This window comes from Spectribacter acetivorans (assembly GCF_031846305.1).
GTDB lineage: Bacteria > Pseudomonadota > Gammaproteobacteria > Nevskiales > Salinisphaeraceae > Spectribacter > Spectribacter acetivorans.
This window is the reverse complement of the sequence record NZ_JAVRHY010000001.1, coordinates 364,682-387,157: the sequence shown is the minus strand read 5'-3', so window position 1 is coordinate 387,157 and position 22,476 is coordinate 364,682. Positions and strand designations below refer to the sequence as shown.

Here is a 22,476-nt window from a genome sequence, read left to right as displayed (position 1 = left end):
CTAGCCGTCGTGTTCGATTGCCGACGCCTCGCAGGCCCGCCACAGCGCCTGCCCCAGTTCCGACAACACCAGCGTGCCGCGCTGCAGGCGCGGCCGCATTTTCAATTCATTGTCCACCATTGCCACGGCACCGCGCACGCGGGCGTCGGTTTCCAGGATTTCGTACCGGGTGTGCAGGGCGTCGCTGGGCCCGCCCAACTGCACCAGACCGAGCAGGCGCAGATGGGCGATGTAGTTGGGCACCTGATCGAGCAGCATGACCCCGGCATCCTTGCCCACGGTGGAGGCGTTTTCCAGCACCCAGCGCGACACCGGCCCCACCCGCATACCGGCGCCGACGTGGCACACGGCCACCGGCTCGCCATCCGACAGCGCCGCGATGATGCGGGCCTCGTCCGGCACCAGTTGCGCCACGATCCGGTCGAACAGATACCGGCGGGCATCTTCCGGGCGCTGGTTCAGCGAGACTGCCAGCAGGCCCTGGAAACGGGCGATGGCATCGGCCTGGGGCGGCAGGTCCGTCACGTCGCCGGCGTCACCGTCTGCCCCCGGCTCGTGCCGCAAGCCATCCAGGCGCTGGGCCAGTTCGCCCAGCAGCCAGGATTCGGTTTCACGGGCCCCGCGGGCGGCCAGATCACCGCCCGGCAGGCTGCCGGCGGCCCGAACCGCACTGCCCAGCAGGCGAAACGGCAACGGGGCCCGTCGCAGGGGCAAACGGCGATCGCTCATCGGGGACTCCTGTCGCACGGCATTGGCGGTTGTCGCGGCCCGTCTCGCCCCATGCTGCAGCTTGGTTGGCAGGCCGTCACACTTAAGTTACATTCGTTACTGTAAACGAGTAAAGCGGCTTTCCTCTTTCTCGCGGGGGCGTCATGGGTGATCAAGTACCACCATCGCAGCCCGACCCGGCTGGCGATACCCGGCCGACCTCCCTGCGGCGGTCGGTGGCGGAACTCGGCCGGCTGTTCGCGCGCCAGCTTTTCGACCTGCAGATGCGCGAACTGCTAACGACCCGGATGCTGCCCATCATCTACGGGCTGGCGATCGGCTTCGCCGCCCTGCTGACAGTGTATTGGATTGCCTGGGGCTTCGGGCAGTCCTGGACCATGGGCGTGGCCTGGCTGCTGGTGATCGGCCCGGCGCTGTTCGTGGCCGTGGTCACCGCCATCCGGGTGTTCCTGGAGTTCGTGATGACGGTGTTCCGCATCGCCCTGTTCCTGGAGTCCCTGGGCGGGCAGATCGAAAGCATCGCCGGGCAGACCGAGGAGATTGCGGAGGACCTGCCACGCATCCAGTTCTGGCGCAGCCGCAAGCGCGATTAAAGCAACAGGCCACCGGCCGTCGAGCCGGGGCGACGCGAGAGACGCGAGAGACGCGAGAGGAGACACCGCATGCCTATGCGGCAGGGGGGATTGCTGATTGCACTGGCGGCACTGGCCACGGCCCTGCCGGCGCAGGCGCTGCGCTGGGATGTCGACGCCCTGGGCGGTATCGACATCGACTGGCAGAACAAGCTTTCCACCGGTATTCAGCTGCGCACCCAGAGCCCCGACCGGGACCTGATCGGCAAGGCCTCGCTGCCGGAGAACCGCGATCTGTGTGCCGCCGACGACTGCATCAGCGTGGACCCGGACGACACCGAACCCAACGAGCGCTTCCTGGCCGCGCCCGGGGCCACCGCGATGTTCACCGACGACGGCAACCTCAACTACGACAAGTACGACGTCACCGCCACCACCACCAAGTGGCTGTCCATGGCCACGCTGCGATTCGGCGACCGCGGCTGGTTCGATAACGTGGGGATGGAGATCGGCTGGCTGGCGCTGGTCGACCCCATCAACATCAACTATCAGGAAACCCGGCCCAACCAGATCGTGGAACCCGGTCCCCAGCCCGGCGTTCAGGTCACCGAGGAGCGCAACGAGGAAACCGAGCGCCAGCTCGGCCGGCTGTTCGATCTGCGCGAGCTCAACGTGTTCTTCCGGGTGCCGTTCATCGGCGAGCGCGAACTGGACGTCAAGATCGGGCGCCAGCTGCTGCCCTGGGGCGAGGGCACCATCGCCCTGCGCGGCTCACTCAATTTCATCAATCCACCGGCCTACACCAATCTGCTGCGCCCGGGGTTCGAGCTGACCGAACTCTACCGGCCGGTGGGGCTGGCCTCGTTCGGCACCCAGCTCACACCGACCCTGTCCGCCGAGGCGTTCTATCAGTTCGAATGGCGGCCGTACCTGCTGCCGCCCAAGGGCGGGCTGGTGTCATTCTTCGACGCCAACAACGAGGTGTCCTCCGACGATGCCATTCCGCTGCCTTTCGGCAAGACGCCGGATGACCCGAACCAGCTCGGCACCCCGGCCAACGACACCGCGGCACTGGTCACCGATACCAGCTTTGCCGGCGCCCGCTCGGCCAACCGGGAACCCGAGGATGGCGGCCAGTACGGCATCCGCGTCAACTGGTTTACCGACGCCATCGGCGACAGCGGCCTGGACATCGGCTTCTATGCCGCCAACTACCACAGCCGCATTCCACTGGTGGGGGCCACCGCGACCGATGCCACCTGCGCCCGGCGCGAGGGCAATCCGCTGGGGCTGGACGCCACCAATGTCGCCGACTTCTTCGCCGCTTGCGGGCTGAATCCCACTGGGCCCAGCACCGGCGGCCTGCTCACCGAGCGCAACGCCCTGCCGCTGGATACCGCCACCTACTTTCTGGAATATCCGGAGGACATCCACATCTTCGGGCTGACCTACAACACCCTGATCGGCGGCTGGGCGATGCAGGGGGAGTTCGCCTTCCGCCCCAACCTGCCGGTACAGGTGGATATCGAGGACGTGCTGTTCGCCGCCTTCCAGCCGGCCTTCCCGCGCAACGACGTGCCGCTGATCCCCAACGCAGTGGACTCACTGGACCCGGGCAACGCCTGCAACAGCCTGGATGCCCTGGGCATTCTCGGGCCGGTCTGCGACACCATCGCCGGCACCCAGGAAAGCCTGACCGAGGCCCTCGGATTTCCCACCCTGGAAGGTCTGGGCGGGGCGACGCTGGCGGGCTCGCAGCGGGCCCTGCCGGATTTCGTCACCGCCTACCGGGGCGGCACCCCCGGCGAGATCCGCCCGGGTCAGTCCATCCACGGCTACGAACGGCTCAAGAACCTGACCACCAGCTTCAACTTCACCCGGCTGCGCGGGGGCGCCAGCGCGCCATTCGGGGCGGACCAGTTCATTCTGCTGTTCGACGTGGCGACCTCCTGGCTGCCGGATCTACCGGACAAGCGCGACCTGCAGTTCGAGGCCCAGGGCACGCTCACCCACGCCTCGCCCGGCATTGCCGAAACCGGTGACGCGCTCAAGATCAACCCGGCCCAGACCACCGACGGGTTCGTCACCGAGTTCGCCTGGGGTTATCGGGTGGCGTCGCTGCTCAGCTACCAGAACGTGCCCTGGTCGGGCGCCTCGCTGGTACCCACCATTGCCCTGTTCCACGATGTGGACGGGGTATCGCCCGGCCTGGCGGCCAACTTCATCGAGGGCCGCAAGATCCTGTTCCTGGACCTGGAACTCAACGCCGGCCGCTGGTCCGCCAACATCACCCAGACCATCTTCGCGGGCGGCGGTAACAACAACATCCTGACCGACCGCGACAATCTCACGCTGTCCGTTGGTTATGAATTCTGAAGAGGGCAAGCCACATGCGCGCTGATGCTTCGTCACCCCGCCACCAGCGGGGCGCGATCGGTTTCTGGCTGTTCCTGCTGGTGGTGCTGGCCGGGGCCGCCGCCGGCGGCGCCCTGATCGGCTACTGGGTATTCAAGAACGTGGATGCCCGGCTGCTGCTGACCAATCAGCCGGCGATGGTGACCATTCCGGAACCGCTCAACGCCACCGCGGACGTGCTCAACAACCTCGACATCACGCTGGACGACGTCATCTCCACCAGCGTGCCCATCGACCAGACCGTCTCCATCCCGGTGGACGAAACCCTCAACCTGCTGGCCAAGTTCGATGCCGAGGTCCCGATCCGGATGAACGTGCCGGTCAACGAGACCATCACCATCGATCAGACCCTGAGCGTGGATGCGGTGATCACGGCCGAGGTCCTGGGCGACACGCTGGAGCTGCCCATCCGCGGCGACATCCCGATCAAGGCCGACGTGCCCATCAATCTGAACATCCCGGTGGACAAGAACGTCCAGCTCAAATTCACCGCGCCGGTGGCCGCCAAGCTCAAGCAGAATCTGGAAGTCCCGCTGAAAACGACCATCGACGCCGACATCCCCATCCAGGCCGATCTCAGCGTGCCGGTGAAATCCCAGCTCAAGGCCCGGGTGTTCATGCCCGAGGACCCCACCGAAGTGATCATCGACTACGCCGACCTGAAGCTGCCGCTGCGCACGCTCGACGTCGGCCTGAAAGATGAAGCCGGCGCGGAGGAATCTCCGTGATACCGCTGCCGCTGCAGCAACGCGGCGGCATCCTGCCCTGGCTGCTGGGCGGCGGCCTGGTGGTGGGTGCGGTGGTGATCGGCGGTGCTGCGGGCTTCTGGCTGCTGCTCAACCTGCGGCTGGGGCTGACCATTTCGGAACAGCCGCTGGCCCTGGGTCTGCCGGACGAACTGGAAGTGGAGACCGAGGTGACCAACGTGCTGGACATCGGCATGAAGGGGTTGATCAACGCCCAGGTGCCGTTCGACCGCGAGGTGGTCGTGCCCATGCGCGGCGAGTATGAGCTGGACGTGTCGCTCGACGCCCAGGTCCCGCTGGACTTCGACATCACCTACAACGGGCTGCTGCCGGTGGACACCTACGCCGACATCACCGCCCGCACCGACCTGGATTTCCGCACCATCAAGCAGTACCGCAATATCGAGATCAAGGCCCGCCTGCCGCTCAAGCTCAAGATTCCGGTCAACCTCAAGGTGCCGGTGCGCGAGACCATCCGCTTCAAGTACGACGGCCCGCTCACCGTGGTAGCCAACCAGAACCTCAACACCCGGCTCGAGACGGTGCTATCCACCACCCTGGCGGTCGACCAGGTGGTGTCCACGCCGGTCACGCGCAGCTTCGGGCTGAAGTTGCAACTGCCCGATGATCGGGTCAAGGCGATCATCAATCACTCGGACCTGAAACTGGACCCCAGTACCCTGCGGCTGGAAATCGCCGACGACAACGACGGGCCCGAGCGCATGGCCTCGCCGTTCGGGCCGGCGGCGGATTGAACGCGATCGGCCCGTTGTGACTTTCCCGCATGTCGATCATCCGGGCCGCTGGGCTTGAAGCTTATGGCGGGCTAATCCCGCTTCCGGGCAGCGGTGGAAATGAGGAGTGGCCACGCCAACCCGGCCCCGGGAACCCGCATCGAACGCGGCATGCTCACTCCTGCCCGGTTGCCGTGTCCGCCTTCGCCAGACGCGCGTTGACGCGTTCGAGGTCGTCCCTGCCCAGAATGCCGGCCGCCTGACGCAGCCGCAGTTTGGCCCCGAAAAAGTCGTACCAGGCTTGCTGGCGGTCGGCACGCCGACGCACCAGTTCGATCTCGGCCTCGAGCACATCGAGGATATTGCGGGTACCGGTCTGCCGGCCGGCGCGCGCCGCCTCCACCGCGGTCTCGCCGGAGGCGATGGCGGCATCCAGGGCCTCGATGCGGGCCGCGGCGGCGGTTACGTCGTCGTAGGCAGTGCGTACGTCCACGGTCACCTGACGGCGGGCGGCGATCAGGTCCTGGCGGGCCTGTTCCAGTTGATAGCGGGCCTCGTCCACCGCCGCGCTGGTCGCGCCCCCGGAAAAGATCGGCAGGCTCAGTTCGATGCCGACCGAGCGGGTTTCGGTGATCGAGTCGAACTCGCCGCTGGTGCCGCCGACCGGGAAGTTGACCACCTGCTCGCTCTCACCGATCCGCCCCACCAGCGACACCGTGGGCAGGTGCCCACCCTGCTGGCTGTCCACGTCCTCACGGGCCGCCGCGTAGGCGCGCCGTGCGGCCGCCACGGCCGGACTCCGGGACTGCGCCCGCGCCAGCCAGGTCTCGACGTCGGCCTCCGGCGCGGATGCCGGTCCGGTATCCGCCAGCGGCGCCAGACCCGCCGGTGCCTGTCCGGTAAGCTGGCGCAGGGCGTCGCGCGCCCGGTTCAGGCCGTTGCGGGCAGTGATGGCATCGACCCGGGCGCCGTCCAGCTCCGACTGCGCCTCCTGACGCTCGGTCACCGGCGACAGGCCTGACTCGAACGCGGCATCGGCACGGTCGAGCTGGCGCGCGATGACTTCCTGCTGGCGCTGCGCGGCCTCCAGGTCGTCGCGCGCGGCCAGCACGTCGAAGTAGGCTTGGGCGGTACGCACCATCAGGGACTGCTCGGCCGCGGCGAGATCGCGCTCGGCGGCGTCGCCGCGCGCCGCCGCGGCATCCTTGGACTGCCAGGCCGCCCAATCGAACAGCGGCTGGTTCAGCGACAGCGCCAACGACTGCTGTTCCTGGAAATCGTCGTTGCCACCCCCGCCGCCGAACCCGGCGTCGGCACCATCGGTGCCCTCGAAGCGCTGCTCCTGGCTGACCTGCGAATAGCTGGCGCTGCCGGAAATGTTCGGCAGCAGCTGTCCGCGCGCCTGGCGGTAGCGGGCATCGGCGGCACCGGCTTCGGCGCGGGCGGACTGCAATTCGGTGTCGGCCGACCGGGCCCGGTCGTAGACCTGCAGCAGGTCGTCGGCGGCCACGGCGGTGCCGGCCAACGGCAGCAGCACGGCGGCAGTGATAACGGCGGTTGCGCGCATGTCAGCCTCCCTCCGTGCGCGCGCCGCGGCGCGCGGCGAGCCAATCATGCGTGCGCGCCCCCAGCACCAGCAGGCAGGGCGTCACGATCAGCGTCAGCACGGTGGCGAACAGCAGGCCGCCGACCACCGCGGTGGAAAGCTGCGTCCACCACTGGGTGGAGGGGGCGCCGATACTGACCTCCCGCGCGAACAGGTTGATGTTCAGCCCCAGCACCATCGGCATCAGGCCCAGCACCGTGGTCACGGTGGTCAGGATCACCGGCCGCAGGCGCTCGGCGCCGGTCTGCAGCACGGCGTCGAGATAGCCGCGGCCTTCGGCCCGGATCAGGTTGTAGGTGTCGATGAGGATGATGTTGTTGTTGACCACGATGCCGGCCAGCGCGATCACGCCGATGCCCGACATCACCACGCCGAACGGCCGGCCGGTGACGATCAGCCCCAGCAGCACGCCGATGGTGGAGAACACCACCGCGGACAGGATCAGGAACGCCTGGTAGAAGCTGTTGAACTGGGTCAGCAAGATCATCGCGATCAGCGCGATGGCGGCCAGGAAGGCCTTGCTCAGGAACGACTCGGCCTCACGCAGATCCTCGTCCTCGCCCTTGAAGGTCACGCCCAGGCGCGGATCGAGATCAGCGTCGGCCCGGTTCTCCGCCACCCAGTCGCGCAGCTCGGCGAGTTGCGCGGCCACCAGCCGGCCGTGAGCGACATCGGCCTCCACGCTGACCGTCTGCCGACCATCGGTGCGGTGGATCAGGTCCACCTTCTGGCCCGGCACGCGGGTGACGAAGTTGCTTACCGGCGCCATGCCGTCGGCGGTCTGCACGCGCAGATCGCTCAGGGCGTCCAGGTCACGGTGGGCCCGTGGATAGCGCACCCGGATATCCAGTTCGTCCTCGGCATCGGCGGCCTGGTACTCGCCCACCTTGATGCCCTGGGTGACCAGCTGCACCGCCTGCCCGATGGAGGCGATGTCGGCGCCGTAGCGTGCGGCCTCGCCGCGATCGACCTGCAGGCGCCATTCCAGGCCCGGCGTGGGCCGGCTGTCGGTAACGTCGGTGAAGCCGCCGACCTCGCGCATACCCTTGCGCACCCACTCGGCGGCGGGTGCCAGTTCGGCCAGCGACGGTCCGGACAGCTCCAGCACCACCGGCTTGCCCTCCTGCGGCCCCTGTTCCTGCTCGCGCACCTCGATGGCCACGCCGGGGATATCCGCCACCCGGCTACGGACCTCGGCCAGGACCTCGGCCGCCGGCGGCCGGGTTTCCCAGTCCTCGAACGCCAGCCGGACCTGGCCGATGACGTCGTCGGCGGTGCCCTCGCGAAACTGCAGGCCGCTGCGCGCGTACACGGATTCGAAGGCGTCCATGCCCACCACGCGCGATTCCACCTTGCGCACCAACCTGTCGATTTCCTCGACCGACAGCGAGCCGCGCCCGCGGATCTGGACCACCGCGTTGTCCGGTTCGATGTCGGGGAAGAATTCCACGCCCTTGCCCACGTTCGCGTACAGGACCACCGAGCCGACCAGCGCGACCACCGCCCCCAGCGCCACCTTGCCGGCATGATTCAGCATGCGTTGCAGCACCCGCACGTAGGCGCCGGTGTAGCCGGTCAGGCTGTCGCCGGGGCGCCAGGCGCGCTCGCCGCCGGACGGCGGCGCGCCGCCTACGGCCGCGCCGAGGTTGGGCACGAACACCAGCGCCATCAGCAACGACGCCGACAGCACCGCGATCAGGGTGATGGGCATGTAGCGCATGAACTCGCCGATCACGCCCGGCCACACCAGCAGCGGCGCGAACGCGGCCAGTGTGGTCAGGGTCGACGAGATGATCGGCCAGGCCATGCGCTGGGCGGCGTGCTTGTAGGCCTGGGTGCGCGGCTGGCCCTCGGCCTGGTAACGATCCGCCAGTTCCACCACCACGATGGCGGCGTCCACCAGCAGGCCCAGTGCCAGGATCAGCGAGAACAGCACCACGATGTTCACCGTCAGGCTCATCGCGGACAGCACCAGGATGCCGAGCAGGAACGACCCCGGAATGGCCACGCCCACCAGGGTGCCGGCGCGCAGACCGAGAATGCCCACGATCACGATCATCACCAGCAGCACGCCGGACAGCACGTTGTTCTGCAGGTCCGAGAGCATGGTGCGCACGTCCTCGGAACGGTCCTGGGTGTAGGCCACCCGGACCGCGTCCGGCCAGTTCTCGCGCAGGCGCTCGGTGGCTTCGCGTACCGCTTCGTTGGTCTCGATGATGTTGGCGCCGAGGCGCTTGGTGACCTCCAGCGCCAGCGTCGGCTGGCCGTTCAGGCGCGCGAAGCCCTGCGGGTCGCGGAAGGTCCGGCGCACTTCGGCAACGTCGTCCACCGTGACCACACGGCCCTCGGATTCCTTGATCGCCAGGTTCAGAAACTCGTCGGGGTCGTCGATCACCCCCGGCACCTTGAGCGGGAAGCGGCCGCTGCCGGTGGTCACGGCGCCCGCCGGCACCAGCTGGTTGTTGCGGCTGACGGCGTTGTAGACCTCCTCCAGCGACAGGCCGTAGGTTTCCAGCCGGGTGGGGTCGATGATCAGCTCGATCTGCTCCTCGCGATCGCCGCCGATATCGGCCTCCAGCACCCCGGACTGGCCTTCCAGCTCGTCTTTCAGATCGCGCGCCAGCCGCACCAGCGTGCGTTCGGCGACGTCGCCGTAGAGATTGACGATCAGCACCGGGAACAGCGCGACGTTGACCTCCTGGACATGCGGCTCGTCGGTCTCGTCCGGCAGTTCCGGGCGCGCCCGGTCGACCCGGTTGCGCACCTCGTCCAGCGCCCGGTCGGGATCGAAGCCGGCCTCGAATTCCAGCACCACGTTGGCGTAGCCCTGGCCGGCGGTGGCCCGGATCTCGGTCATCCCCTCCAGGCCCTTGAGCTCCTGCTCCATGGGCTTGACCAGCAGGCGTGCCGCGTCCTCGGGGGAGATGCCCTGGTGCGCCATGGACACGTAGATGGTGGGAATGGTGACGTCGGGTTCGGCTTCCTTGGGAATCTCGACGTAGGCGATCATCCCGGCGATCAGGATGGCGGCCAGCGCCACCAGCACGGTGCGCGGCCGCGCGAACGCGGCATCCAGCAATCCGTTCACGGCGCCGGCGACTCCGCTTCGGCTGCGGCGGCCGCGGTCGGCGCGTCGTTATCGTCCTCGGTGCCGGTGTCCACCGCATCGCCGGCGCGCACGAAGCCCTGGCCGACGGTGATCAGCCGCAGGCGCTCCGGCAGGCCGGACAGCCACACCCGGCCGTCGCGGTTGCGCACGATGTCGGCGGCGTGGAAGCGCACGGTGCCATCGTCGGTCACCGACTTGACGCCGAACACGCCGTCCTCGTCCAGGGTCAGGATGGCCGGCTCCACCGCGTGCGCGGTGACTTCCTCCAACGGCAGCCGCAGTTCGGCCGAGGCACCCGCGATCAGGCGGCCGTCCAGGTTATCGACCTTGAGTTCCACCCGGAAGGTGCGGGTGGCTTCATCGGCCTCGCTGGCGATGTAGCGCACCTTCCCCTCGCGGGTCTTGCCTGAGATCAGTTCGGCACTACCCGGCTGGCCCTCCTCCAGATAGGGCACCACGTCCTCGGGAGCGTTGCCGTAGACGATGAACGGGTCCTGCTGGATCACCCGGCCCACGGTGTCGCCCACCGCCAGCACGTCGCCGACCTCCACCGGGCGCGTATCCAGCACCCCGTCGAACGGCGCCCGGATGGTGGTGTGGTCGATGTCGGTACGGATGCGCTCGACCGCGGCCCGCGCGGCGTCCAGATTGGCGCGCGCCTGGGCGAGATCGACTTCGGTCTGGTAGCCCTTGGCCTGCATGGACTCGGCGGCCTGGAACTGCAGCCGGCGCTGCTCCAGGGTGGCGCGCGCCTCGGCCAGCTGGCTGCGGCGGTCGTCGGGATCGAGCCGCGCGATCACCTCGCCCTCGGACACCCGTGCACCGCGTTCGGCGGCAATCTCCGCCACCCGGCCCTGGGTGCGCGCGCGCACGGTCACCGCACGCACCGGCGCGGTACGACCGCTCAGGCGGGCCTCCCGCATCACCGGCTCGGCCTCGGACTCGCGTACCTGCACGCTCACCCGGCCGGGCTCGGGCGCGGACTCGTCGGTCTTCGACTGCGGCCGCGGTTCCTCGCCCACCTGGCCGGTCGCCATCCACAGGGCGACCGCCGCAGCGATGGCGGCGGCGATCCACGCCGGGTGTAGGTTGCGCAGCCGCTTCACGGGCGCGCTCCGGGACAGTCCCTCATCGGTGTTTTCCTTCTTCCTGCGCCAGCGCCTCCAGCACACGCTCGGTGTTGTCCAGCGCGGCGTCGTAGAACCGGCGCATCTCGGTGATGCGCGTCCGTGCGCCGGCCCACTCGGCCGGCAGATCGGCCTCCAGCTGCGCCACGTCGATGCGGGTGCGCCGCATGCGTTCCAGGTAACCCTCCAGAATGCGGGCGTAGGGCTGCGGCGCCAGGCGGTAGTAGTCCTGGCGGTCGCCCGGCATGCTGGTGCGCTCGATCGCACCCAGATTCACCAGCACCCGCGCATTGGTGCTGACGCTGGCACGACTGACCTGCAGCATGCGCGCAAGCTCCGCCAGGCTGGCCGGACCGCCGTGCACGATGAGGTAACCGAGCATGCGCCCGGCGATGCGCGGCAGCCCGTCACCCTGGGCATGCAGGCCCATGCGCTCGATGAAGGCTTCGACGGCTGTCGGGTTGGATTCAGGCATGGGCGCCATTATGTGGCATTCAGTTCATTCAGTCTATCCTGAATGAATTAACAATCGTGATTTCGATACTGCGGCGACGGCAATGTCCGAGACGCACCCGAATCAACTACGTCAGCGATGCAACCGCGCGCGCTCTATCAGGGACCGGAGAAACGAGCTTTCCTGCGGAACCCATCCCGCACGCGGCCTTGCTGACCAGCATATCCGGCGCCCCCGCATGGCCTGATGACGTGTCTGAACGCCTGTACCCGGACTACTCGGTCGCTGGCACGTTCAACGCTTCGAGCAACGCGTCATGGAACCGCGCCGGTGCCTCGACATGCGGCAGATGGCCGATGTCGTCGAACGTGACCAGTTCGGCGTCGGGAATGGCGTCGCGGGCGTCGCGGCCCAGGGCCGGGTAGTCGCCCAGGCGGTCGGCAAGTTCGTCGTCGACCAGGTCCTTGCCCAGGGCGGTGCGGTCGCGTTGGCCGATGAACAGGGTGGTCGGCACCTGGAGATTGCCGAATTCATGCACTACCGGCTGGGTGTAGACCCTGTCGTAGGTCAGCGCCTGGGCCCAAGCCACGCGGGAGACGTCGTCACCCACATACATGCCGGCCAGCATCCTCGCCCAGCGCTCATATTCGGGCTTCCACTCGCCGTCGTAGTAGTAGTTCTGCTGATAGCGACGGATGGCGGTGAAATCCTTGCCCGCCTCGCGCCGGTACCAGGCGTCGACTCCGCGATACGGCACGCCCTCCGCCTTCCAGTCCTCCAGTCCGATCGGGTTGACCAGCATCAGGCGGTCCGTGCGCTCGGGAAACATCAGCGCGAACCGGGTCGCCAGCATGCCGCCCATGGAGTGTCCCAGCACGGTCGCTCGCTCGACCTCGAGTTGGTCGAGCAGCGTCGCCGTGTTGGCCGCCAGTTGATGGAAGCTGTAGCCGTAGGCCGCCGGCTTGCCGGATTTGCAGAAACCGACCTGATCGGGTGCGACCACCCGGTAGCCGGCATCCACCAGCGTGGCGATGGTGGCCTCCCAGTAGGCGGCACAGAAGTTCTTGCCGTGCAGCAGCAGGACGGTTTCGCCGTTGCCCTCGCCTTCCGGCGCGACATCCATGTAGGCCATGGGCACCGGGCCGCGCAGGGTCTCCAGATCGAAGACCTCGACGGGATGCGGGTAGTCGAAATTTTCGAGATCCGCGCCCAGATCCTCGACGGACTGGGCCCGGGCCAGGCCGGCGAGAAGACAGAATACGGCAATCAGCGTCAGACGCATGGCAGTCACGGCGTTCCTTGATGTTCGCGATCCGATACGGTGCCACGGATGGACCGCGCCGACGACCTCAGGACGCCGGCGGGGCCACGAAGCCGCCGATCGCGTCAGCCAGCAGCCGGGCGAAGGCGATTCCGGTGCGGTCCTCCAGATACGGCGCCACGATCTGCACGCCAACCGGCAGCCCGCCGGCGGTGCGGCCGATCGGCGCCACGGTCACCGGCAGATACGCCGACGTCGGCGGGGCAATCCACTTGAACATCTCGTGATACGGCAGCGCCCGGCCGTCCACGTCGATGCGGCGGGCGAACAGGTTGCCTTCCTGGTTGTGCGGGATGGCCGGGGTGGCGGTCACCGGCATCAGCAGTACGTCGAAGCGTTCGAAGAACGCCGCCCAGTCGCGGCGCTGGCGCTCGCGCCGTTCGTGGGCGCCGGCCCAGGTCTTGTGGCTCTGGGTGGCTTCGGCGACGAACCCGCCCAGGGTGCCGGCCCGCGTACGCCGCATCAGCCGGAAAAGGGCGGCTGCCCGCCGGGCCCTGCGGTAGAGCTTCGGCGGAATGCCGGCCCCGACCACCGCGTTGAGCAACTGCTGATACAGCAGGAAGCTGTCGGGAAAGCGAACCGGCAGATCCGGCGATGCGTCGACCTCGGCCCCCGCCCCCTCAAGCGCCGTCGCCAGCGTACCCTGCAGGCGGCGAGTCTCGGTATCGATCGGCGCGAACTCGTCATCGAACCAGCAGCCGATGCGGAAATCGGCGAGCGAGGAATGCCGGGCCGGCGGCAGCGACAGCCGCCAGGCCCGGCCGGCCAGGTCATCGGGCCCGGCCAGCACGTCCATTGCCAGTTCCAGATCGGCGGCGTCACGGGCCAGCGGCCCGCCCACGGCCAGATCCGGCTGCGACCGGGTCCCCGGCGGCCCCGGAATATGGCCGGTCATCGGGATCAGGCCGTAGCTGGGTTTGTGGCCATAGACCCCGCACCAGTGGGCCGGGGTGCGGATCGACCCGCCAATATCGCTGCCCAGTTCCAGGGCGGTGAATCCGGCAGCCACCGCGGCCGCCGCGCCGCCGGAGGACCCGCCCGACGTGCGGCTGACATCCCAGGGATTGTTGGTGGTGCCGTAGACCTTGTTGTAGGTCTGCAGGTCCTGGGCCATGCGCGGGGTGTTGGTCTTGCCGAACACGATGGCGCCGGCATCGAGCAGCCGCTGGACGGCCACGGCTGTGGTTGCGGGCCGATAATCGGCCAGACCGGGATCGCCGCAGGCGGTGACCATGCCGGCCACTTCCCAGGTGTCCTTAACCGTCATGGGCACGCCGTGCAGCGGCCCCCAGGATTGCCCGGCCGCCCGCGCCGCGTCGGCCGCATCGGCCCGGGCGCGCGCGCCCTCGATATCCTGCACGACCACCGCGTTGATGGCCGGATTCCGGCGTTCGATGCGCTCGAGAAACACGTCCAGCGCCTGGCGGCTGCCGATCTCGCCGGCGGCGATGGCACGGGCGAGGTCGGCCGCGCCGACGGGGAAGGCCTGCTGCATTATCGGGAAAGATTTATTGTCGGTAATGCAGCATAGCACGGCCCCGCGGGCCTGATGGCACCGTGAGGACCCCGTCAGTAACGGTAGCGGACGTTGCCGGTGACGTTGCGCCGGCTGCCGTAACCGCAGTCCAGCCCCGGCCCGCGACACCAGGAAACATAGGTCTTGTCGGTGACGTTCTGGGCGTTGACGCTGAAGTCCCAGGCGCCGGTGCGGTACCCCGCCATGGCGTCGTAAAGCGTGACGTCGGGGATTGCCGTGGCGCCGCCGCCACCAACCAGCCCCGCCTGATGCCGGGCGCCGGCGCCCAGGCGAAAGCCGTTCACGAAGCGGTACTTGCTCCAGACCGAGGCCAGCTCCTCGGCGACATAGCCCAGGCGGGTACCCGCGCTCGCGTCACGCGCGTCGAGCCGCGTGTAGTTGGCCAGCACCTCGAAGCGACCGAACCGCTTCTTGACCTGCGCCTCCCAGCCGTCGACCACGGCCCCGGTCTGGGTCACACCGCCGGGGGTGTTGCCGCGGGCAACGCGGTCTTCCTGCTCGATATCGAACCAGGCCAGATCCACCGACAGGCTGTGCCGGCGCGACAGGTACTTCAGCCCGATTTCCTCCTGCGAACCTGTGGTGGGCTCGAGCGTGCCGCCGGCTTCGTCGGTACCCAGATTGGGCACGAACGATTCCGCGTAGCTGACGTAGGGCGATATACCGGAATCGAAGCGGTACATCAGGCCCGCGCGGCCGGTGGTCACCTCGTCCTCGGTCGTGGTATCCGGGCCGGCCACGGCCAGCGTGGTGTTTTCCGAGTCATCCCGCCGCAGCGCCGCCGACACCACCAGCCGATCGATCTCGATGTGATCGATCAGGTAGAGGCCGGTCTGGCGGATTTCGCTGTCCGGGCGGTCGACGGGGTCCAGCACCTGGGACTGGAGATTGCCGTACTGCGGATCGTAGACGTTGATGGTGCCGCCCTCACCGGGCCCGGAGTAGTAGTTGTCCTCGGTGAACAGGGCATCCTGATGGTCCAGACCGATCGCCAGGTGGTGCCGCGTCGGCCCCAGCTCCACCACGCCTTCCAGACGAAGATCGAGATTGGTGACGTCAGTGGCCTTGTCGCTCTGGAAGATGGTGCGTGGGATGTTGCCGTCGTCGTCCGGCACCTCGCCCACCTGGGTCCAGTGCTCACGGGTTTCGGCTTCGGAATCGGTATGCCGCGCGGTGGCCCGGAAATCCCAGTTCTCGGTGAGGCGCTGATCCAGGAACAGCGTTACTTCGGTCTTCTCGCGGTCGTAGCGGTCCCACTCGGGCTCGCCCACGAAAGTGTTCGTGGGGATACGGCCACGCGGGGCGGGGTCGATGGTGCCGCGGGAGGGCAGGAACTGCGCGGACACCTTGCCGGTGTTGACCTGACGGTTGAGCAGGACGGTCAGCTCGGTGCCGTCACGCGGTTTCCAGGTCAGCGAAGGCGACAGCACATAGCCGTCGTCTTCAACGAAATCCACCTGCGTATCGGCATCCCGCCCCAGTGCGACCAACCGGTAGAGCAGATTGCCGGATTCGGTCAGCGGCCCGGTCAGATCCATGGCGAACTGCAGGCGCGAGAACGACCCGGCCTGGGCCCAGATTTCGCCCTGCTGCTCGGCACGCGGCAGCTTGGACACGGCGTTGATGATGCCGCCCAGTTCCGACTGGCCGTAGAGCACCGACGACGGCCCCTTCAGTACCTCGATGCGTTCCAGCGCGTAGGGGTTGGTGCGCACGCTGTTGTAGAACCCGTAGATCGAGCGCAGGCCGTCGAGATAGCGGGAGGCATCGAGCCCGCGTACCGATACGGTATCCACGCGGGTATCGAAGCCGAACTGCTCGGCGAACACCCCCGACGAATAGACCAGCGCGTCCTCGATGGTCTGGGCGCCGATATCCTGGATGAAGTCCTGCTCCACCACCTCGATGGACTGCGGCGTGTCCGCCACCGGCACCCGGTTCTTGCCCACCTGGCTGGGTTGATCCAGATTGATGTAGGCATCGCTTTCCCGGCCGCTGTCGCCGGACACCTCGATCGGGTCCAGCCGGGATTCGCCGGCTTCCTGATTGTCGTTGCGCGCCTCCGGCTCAGCGTTTGCGGGCCCGACGCGCATGAGAGCCATGCTGCCGAGCAAGCCGATGGCGCAGACGGTCATGAACAACCGACTGTTCATCGTCTTTCCCTTCCATTGTTTTTCGGCCCGCCGCGAGCCGGCAGGCCGGGAATGCGGGGCGCGGCGCCATTGCCGCGCCCCGGAGGCCGCCGGCTACTTACTGCCAGCGGTAAGTCAGGCTGCCGACCACCTGGCGCGGGACGCCGTAATCACAAGTCGAAGTCGGGGCCGTGCCCGCGCAATAAATGGGCTGTTCGTCGAACAGATTGTTGGCGGCCAGCTGCAAACCCACGTTGCCGGCCAGGTCATAGCGTACGGCGGCGTCCACCAGCGTGGCCGAAGGGAACCGGACGGCATTGGCGCCGTCGGCAAACGACGAACCGGTGTAACGCACCCCGGCACCCAGCCCGAGACCGGCCAGCGGGCCCGTATAGAGTGTGTAGTCCAGCCAGAGGTTGGCCAGGTGCTCCGGCTTGTTGGCAAGCCGCTTGCCGTTGGTGGCCTGAGCACCGCCGGCCTCGCCCACTTCCACCTGCTGCCAGGTGTAGCCGGCAATGACCTGCAGGTTTGCCGTGAGGTCGGCGATCACTTCCAGCTCGGCCCCGGTGGACTCGGTTTCACCGATCTGCACCTGATCCATGGGGTTGCCCGGGTTGGCGGGATTCTGCACCACCTCGTTCTCGCGGGTGATATCGAATACGGCCACGGTGGCGGACAGGCCGCTGCCGGGCGGCCGATAGCGCAGCCCGGCCTCGAGCTGTTCGCCCACCTGCGGGTCATAAGCCTCGCCGGTGAACTGATTCTCGCCATAATTCGGGGTGAAGGATTCCGAGTAGCTGGCGTAGGGCGCCCAGCCACCGCCGGCCAGGTAGACCACGCCCGCGCGCAGCGACAGTTCGTCCTGATCCTCAGTCGGCTGGCCGGTAGTTTCTTCTTCCACCCAGTCCTGGCGCCCGCCCAGCGACACCACCCAGCGGTCGTTGAACTTGATGTGATCCTGCAGGTACAGGCCGATCTGGTCGGCGTCGGTGGACGTGGGCGGATTGAGGCTGGGCGGCACGAAGTCGCGGCCGTACACCGGGTTGAACAGGTCGAGGTCGCTGGCAGGCCCGTTGATGGGAACGAAGCCGCTGGTCTGCGTATCCAGCGTCAGGGTCTTGTAGTCGATGCCGGCCAGTACCGTGTGCTGAACCGCCCCGAAACGCAGCTTGCCAATCAGGCGGTTGTCCACCGTCAGGGTGTCACCCTCGTCGTAGCGGATGCGCTGGCCGCGGTCGACCAGCGTGCGCAGATCATCGTCGATGTAGGGCCCGAAATAGTTGCGGAAGGTGTCGAGTACGTCGTACTCGATCTCCCGGTAGCGCAGGTTCTGGCGAAAGGTCAGCACGTCGCTGAACTCGTGCTCGAACAGATAACCGGCGGCCCATTCCTGCGAATCGTAGCGGTCGAACTCGGGCTCGCCGATGTAGCGGTTGTCGGGCACCTGGCCGAACTGGCCCGGGTCCGCCGTGCCCTGGCGTGGAAACGCGGTCCAGGGATAGCGGGTCTCGTAGGACTGGTAGTGCGTCAGCAGCGTCAGCGACGTCGCATCCGTGGGCTGCCAGGTCAGGCTGGGTGCTATGTAGGTGCTGTCGTCGTTGACGAAATCGATGAAGGTATCGGCCCGCTGCACCAGACCGGTCACTCGGTAGCGCCAGTCGCCGTTTTCATCGATGCGGTCGCTGATGTCCACGGTGGCCTGCTTGTGGCCGTCGCCGCCGATCTCCAGACCGATCTCTCGCAGTGGCTGGACAGTCGGCTTCTTGGTCACCAGATTGATGATGCCGCCGGGCTGGGCCTGGCCGTAGAGGATCGACGCCGGGCCACGCAGGATCTCGATGCGATCGAAGGCGTAGGTTTCCAGCGGCGAGTCGTACACCAGACCCGCCTGGATCTGGGTGCCGTCGCGGTAGGTCGCGTTCTGGGCGGAGAAGCCGCGGATGTCGATGGAGAACGAATCGATCACCCGCTGCGCCGCGCGGTTCTGCACGTAGATCCCGGGGGTATAGGCCACGGCTTCCGCCAGATTGTCGGCCTGGCGATCCTCCAGCTGTTCGCGCGAGATCACCGACACCGACTGCGGCGACTCGATCAGCGGGATGTCGGTCTTGGTGGCGGTGGTGGAACGCTCGGCCTTGTAGCCATCCACCGGGCCGGTGGCCGATTCACCCTGTGCCTGGACGCTGATCGGCCCGAGTTCCGTGGCCCCGTTGCCGGATTCCTGCTGGGCTGCGGCCAGGCCCGGCGCCAGCAGCGCCAGACCCATGGCCAGGCCGGCGACCGCCGCCATTCCCCGATATCGATGTGTCATGAGCTCTCCCTCAGTCATTGCTGGTTATTAATGCAAGTCATTCGCATTCATTCTACGGAACGCGCTCGGGAGTTTCCAGTGCTGCCGTGCAACGACACGAATCGAGATCGTCGGCCGGGAATCCGAGAACGGAACGGCGGGCGGCCGGGCATCAGGCTGCCGACCAACATCAGACGGGGGAGATGATCGCCGTGGTTGCGACCCGCGCCGGCCTTACGGCCGCGCGGGAATCGTGCTGCTTGCGGGCCCGTCGTGTCGGCCGCGCTCGAGCCGGCGACTCAGCCCGATACGCCGACCACCCCGGCTAACCACTCGAGCGAGCCGCGCAGGAACAGCCAGTAGACCAGTCCGCCGTACAGCAGGTACTTGAGCGCGTAGTAGACCGGCCGGTTCCAGGCCTTCACTTGCTTGGCCAGCGTGCGCAACTGGTAGAGGTAGTAGAACCCCTTGTTGATGAAGCCGACCTTGTCGGCCTCGGTGTTCTTGCTCGCGGTACCCGACACCACCAGACGCGAGAACAGCGTATTGAACCAGTCCACCAGGAACAGGCGGACCGGCCGGCGCACGTCCAGAAACAGAATGATGCGATTGCTGTCGCTTTCGTTGGCGGCGTAGTGGATGAAGGTTTCGTCGAACATCACTGCCTCGCCGTCCCGCCAGTGGTATTTCTGGCCGTCGACGCAGATGTAACAGTCGGGCGAATTGGGGGTGGCCAGCCCCAGGTGATAGCGCAGCGAGCCCGCGTAGGGGTCGCGATGCTTTACCAGCCGGCCACCCGGGGGCAGCATGGCAAACATGGCCCCCTTGACCGACTTGCACTGGTTGACCAGCGCCACGGTCCGCGGACACAGCTGCTCGGCCGATTTCAGACTGGCCCCGTACCACTTGAGATAGAAGCGCTTCCAGCCGGAGCGAAAAAAGGAATTGAAGCCGATGTCATCGAGCCGGTCGGAGGCGGCGATGCGGGCACTGTCGTTGAGCGCCAGGGCTTCGTCGCGGATGGTTTCCCAGTTTTCCTGAAGTGTCCGCAACTCGGGGAACTGGTCTACGGCCGCATAGGGATCGCTGCGCACTGCCGAGGTCCAGTAGAACAGACAGTTGATCGGCGCGAACAGATTGGCGTGGTCGGAAATCTTCCGGCCAAGCCCCGCGTGCCGGACCCGGCCACGCATCTGCACGTAAACCGCGCACAGTACAAAGGCGGTGAGCAACCAGATACCCATGTCGGCGTCCTCGTCGTCTTGTTCCGGGTCCACCTGACCCGCAAGCGACCCATTCTATCGCAGCGGCCCGGTATCGGGAACGACACCAGCGCCGGACAACGGCCGGGCGAAGGACAGCTCGTGTCCGTCCGGGTCGCGGATGTGGAAATAGCGCTCGCCCCAGTGCGCATCGCACGGCGGAAAGGCGGGCTCGAGCCCGACCGCCAGGGCCGTCGCGTATACGGCATCCACATCGTCCACATGGAATATCGCCCGGCCCCAGCCGGTCTCCGGGGCCGGGGCGACGGCCAGATTCAGGAAGCTGTCACCGGCGTGGTAGCTGGTAAACCGCGCGTCGGGGCCGCCGAATTTCAATACGAAACCCAGTGCCTCGTAGAACGCGCAGGCGGCTCCCATCTCCGCCACGAACAGCGTCACGGCATTCACCGATTCGATACGCAAGTCGCGTCTCCGCTTGAAAAACGCCGTACCGACCCTATCTCGCCGGGATCGATTGGGCGAACCGCAAGGACTTCACGACGATGAGCGACAACACCGCCAACCGCGAAACGCACGGCTTCCAGGCCGAGGTCAAGCAGCTGCTGCAGCTGATGATCCACTCCATGTATTCCAACAAGGAGGTATTCCTGCGCGAGCTGGTATCCAACGCCTCCGACGCGCTGGATACGCTGCGCTTCCAGGCGGTGGCCGACGATTCGCTGTTCGAAAAGGACCCGGATCTGGCGATCTGGATCGAGGTGGATGCGGACAACCGCACGATCTCCATCACCGACAACGGCATCGGCATGAACCGGGACGAGGTGATCGACCGCATCGGCACCATCGCCAAGTCCGGCACCCGGGCGTTCCTGGATTCGCTGTCAGGCGATCAGAAAAAGGACGCGCACCTGATCGGCCAGTTCGGCGTGGGTTTCTACTCGTCGTTCATCGTCGCCGACCGGGTCACGGTCACCACCCGCAAGGCCGGCGAGCAAACCGGCATCCGCTGGGAATCCGACGGCGGTGGCGAATACACCCTCGAAGAGGTGGCCAGGCCCGGCCGCGGCACCGAAGTGACGCTGCACCTGCGCGAGGGCGAGGACGAGTTCCTTGAGCCCGTGCGGCTGCGCCACCTGATCGAACGCTATTCCGACCACATCGCCTTCCCCATCAAGATGCGGACCGAGGGCGACGCCGACGACGAGAAGGCGGGCGACTGGGAACAGGTTAACCGCGGCGCCCCGCTGTGGGCCCGGCCGAAGTCCGACATCGACGAGGACGAGTACAAGGCCTTCTACAAGCACGTGGGCCACGATTTCGACGACCCGTTGACCTGGACCCACAACAAGGTGGAGGGCAGCCAGGAATACACGTCACTGCTGTACATCCCGAAGCGCGCGCCGTTCGACATGTTCGACCCGCAGCGCCAGAGCCACGGCGTGAAGCTGTACGTGCAGCGGGTGTTCATCATGGACGACGCCGAGCAGCTCATGCCCCGCTACCTGCGCTTCGTGCGCGGCATCATCGATTCCAACGATCTGCCCCTGAACGTATCCCGCGAGCTGCTGCAGTCCAACCGGGTGATCGACCGCATCCGCGCCGGCTCGGTGAAGAAGCTGCTGGGCCTGCTTGAGGACATGGCCGAGAAGCGCCCCGAAGACTACGCCGCATTCTGGTCCGAATTCGGCCCGGTGCTCAAGGAAGGCGTGGTCGAGGACGGCGACAACCGCGAGATCATTGCGAAACTGATCCGGGCCAGTTCCACCCACGATGACGATCCGGCCCAGAAGGTATCGCTGTCCGACTACGTGGCCCGCATGCAGCCGGGGCAGGAGAAAATCTACTACCACACCGCGGAATCGCTGGCCGCTGCGAAGAACAGCCCGCATCTGGAAGTGTTCCGCAAGAAGGGCATCGAGGTGCTGCTGCTCACCGACCGCGTGGACGAGTGGGTCATGGCCCACCTCACCGAATTCGAGGGCAAGGCATTCCAGTCCGTGGCCAAGGGTGCGCTGGACCTGGGCGAGGCCGAAACCGACGAGGAAAAGGCCGAACAGAAAAAGCTGGAGAACGAATCCAAGGATTTGCTGGAGCGACTCAAGACCGCCCTGGGCGAGACCGTCGGTGAAGTCCGCGTCACCCACCGCCTGACCGATTCCCCGGCCTGTCTGGTGGCCGACGAGGCCGGGCTGTCCGCGCATCTGGAGCGCATCCTCAAGGAGGCCGGCCAGTCCATTCCCATGGGCAGCAAGGCCCACCTGGAGGTCAACCCCACTCACCCGCTGGTCAAGCGCATGGACGGCGAAACCGACGATGACCGTTTCGGCGAATGGGCCCACCTGCTGCACGAGCAGGCGGTGCTGGCCGAAGGCGGCGAACTGGACGATCCCGCCACCTTCGTTCGGCGGATGAATCAGATGCTGCTGAGCCTGTCCGGCGATGGCGGCAACCGGGACGGTGCCGCGGCCTGAGTGCCTGGGT

General features: G+C 67.1%; 16 protein-coding genes. 5 read left to right on the top strand and 11 right to left on the bottom strand.

Annotated features, from left to right (window positions below; genetic code table 11):
• Complete coding sequence (locus RM531_RS01740; RefSeq protein WP_311656824.1) at nucleotides 1-729, bottom strand: Abi-alpha family protein; 729 nt, start codon at nucleotides 727-729, stop codon at nucleotides 1-3.
• A 143-nt stretch (nucleotides 730-872) separates the two neighbouring features.
• On the opposite strand from RM531_RS01740, the gene RM531_RS01735 reads away from it, so the two are divergent.
• The 4 genes from RM531_RS01735 (at nucleotide 873) to RM531_RS01720 (ending at nucleotide 5,217) form a co-directional block, all read left to right on the top strand.
• A complete protein-coding gene (locus RM531_RS01735; protein WP_311656822.1) occupies nucleotides 873-1,322 on the top strand; it encodes a DUF4282 domain-containing protein in 450 nt (149 codons plus the stop codon).
• 69 nt (nucleotides 1,323-1,391) lie between these two features.
• On the top strand, nucleotides 1,392-3,677 hold the full coding sequence (locus RM531_RS01730) for a DUF1302 domain-containing protein (protein WP_311656820.1): 2,286 nt from the start codon (nucleotides 1,392-1,394) through the stop codon (nucleotides 3,675-3,677).
• A gap of 14 nt (nucleotides 3,678-3,691) precedes the next feature.
• A complete protein-coding gene (locus RM531_RS01725) occupies nucleotides 3,692-4,444 on the top strand; it encodes a hypothetical protein (protein ID WP_311656818.1) in 753 nt (250 codons plus the stop codon).
• Nucleotides 4,441-5,217, top strand: a complete 777-nt coding sequence (locus RM531_RS01720; protein ID WP_311656816.1) for a hypothetical protein — start codon at nucleotides 4,441-4,443, stop codon at nucleotides 5,215-5,217. Before RM531_RS01725 ends, RM531_RS01720 begins: the two co-directional genes overlap by 4 nt.
• Before the next feature lie 154 nt (nucleotides 5,218-5,371).
• On the opposite strand, the gene RM531_RS01715 is transcribed toward RM531_RS01720, so the two are convergent.
• From RM531_RS01715 to RM531_RS01670, 10 genes are all read right to left on the bottom strand, one after another.
• The gene (locus RM531_RS01715) at nucleotides 5,372-6,763 is read right to left on the bottom strand and encodes a TolC family outer membrane protein (RefSeq protein WP_311656815.1); all 1,392 of its coding nucleotides are present in this window, start codon (nucleotides 6,761-6,763) and stop codon (nucleotides 5,372-5,374) included.
• A 1-nt stretch (nucleotide 6,764) separates the two neighbouring features.
• Nucleotides 6,765-9,890: an efflux RND transporter permease subunit gene (locus RM531_RS01710; protein ID WP_311656813.1), complete on the bottom strand. Its 3,126-nt coding sequence runs from the start codon at nucleotides 9,888-9,890 to the stop codon at nucleotides 6,765-6,767.
• Nucleotides 9,887-11,017: an efflux RND transporter periplasmic adaptor subunit gene (locus RM531_RS01705; protein ID WP_311656812.1), complete on the bottom strand. Its 1,131-nt coding sequence runs from the start codon at nucleotides 11,015-11,017 to the stop codon at nucleotides 9,887-9,889. The genes RM531_RS01710 and RM531_RS01705 overlap by 4 nt, the downstream gene beginning before the upstream one ends.
• 22 nt (nucleotides 11,018-11,039) lie before the next feature.
• Entirely contained in the window at nucleotides 11,040-11,513 is a 474-nt protein-coding gene (locus tag RM531_RS01700) for a GbsR/MarR family transcriptional regulator (protein WP_311656810.1), read from the bottom strand.
• Nucleotides 11,514-11,766: 253 nt separating this feature from the next.
• Complete coding sequence (locus tag RM531_RS01695; protein ID WP_311656809.1) at nucleotides 11,767-12,774, bottom strand: alpha/beta fold hydrolase; 1,008 nt, start codon at nucleotides 12,772-12,774, stop codon at nucleotides 11,767-11,769.
• A gap of 67 nt (nucleotides 12,775-12,841) precedes the next feature.
• The gene (locus RM531_RS01690; RefSeq protein WP_311656808.1) at nucleotides 12,842-14,308 is read right to left on the bottom strand and encodes an amidase; all 1,467 of its coding nucleotides are present in this window, start codon (nucleotides 14,306-14,308) and stop codon (nucleotides 12,842-12,844) included.
• Between the two features lie 74 nt (nucleotides 14,309-14,382).
• Complete coding sequence (locus RM531_RS01685) at nucleotides 14,383-16,503, bottom strand: TonB-dependent siderophore receptor (RefSeq protein WP_311656807.1); 2,121 nt, start codon at nucleotides 16,501-16,503, stop codon at nucleotides 14,383-14,385.
• A 97-nt stretch (nucleotides 16,504-16,600) separates the two neighbouring features.
• Entirely contained in the window at nucleotides 16,601-18,793 is a 2,193-nt protein-coding gene (locus tag RM531_RS01680; protein WP_311656805.1) for a TonB-dependent siderophore receptor, read from the bottom strand.
• Nucleotides 18,794-19,071: 278 nt separating this feature from the next.
• Nucleotides 19,072-20,016: an aspartyl/asparaginyl beta-hydroxylase domain-containing protein gene (locus tag RM531_RS01675; protein WP_349255375.1), complete on the bottom strand. Its 945-nt coding sequence runs from the start codon at nucleotides 20,014-20,016 to the stop codon at nucleotides 19,072-19,074.
• A gap of 54 nt (nucleotides 20,017-20,070) precedes the next feature.
• A complete protein-coding gene (locus RM531_RS01670; RefSeq protein WP_311656801.1) occupies nucleotides 20,071-20,457 on the bottom strand; it encodes a VOC family protein in 387 nt (128 codons plus the stop codon).
• 80 nt (nucleotides 20,458-20,537) lie between these two features.
• Here RM531_RS01670 and htpG point away from each other — a divergent pair, with 80 nt between their 5' ends.
• Nucleotides 20,538-22,466, top strand: a complete 1,929-nt coding sequence (gene htpG, locus RM531_RS01665; RefSeq protein WP_311656799.1) for a molecular chaperone HtpG — start codon at nucleotides 20,538-20,540, stop codon at nucleotides 22,464-22,466.
• Nucleotides 22,467-22,476: the final 10 nt, after the last annotated feature.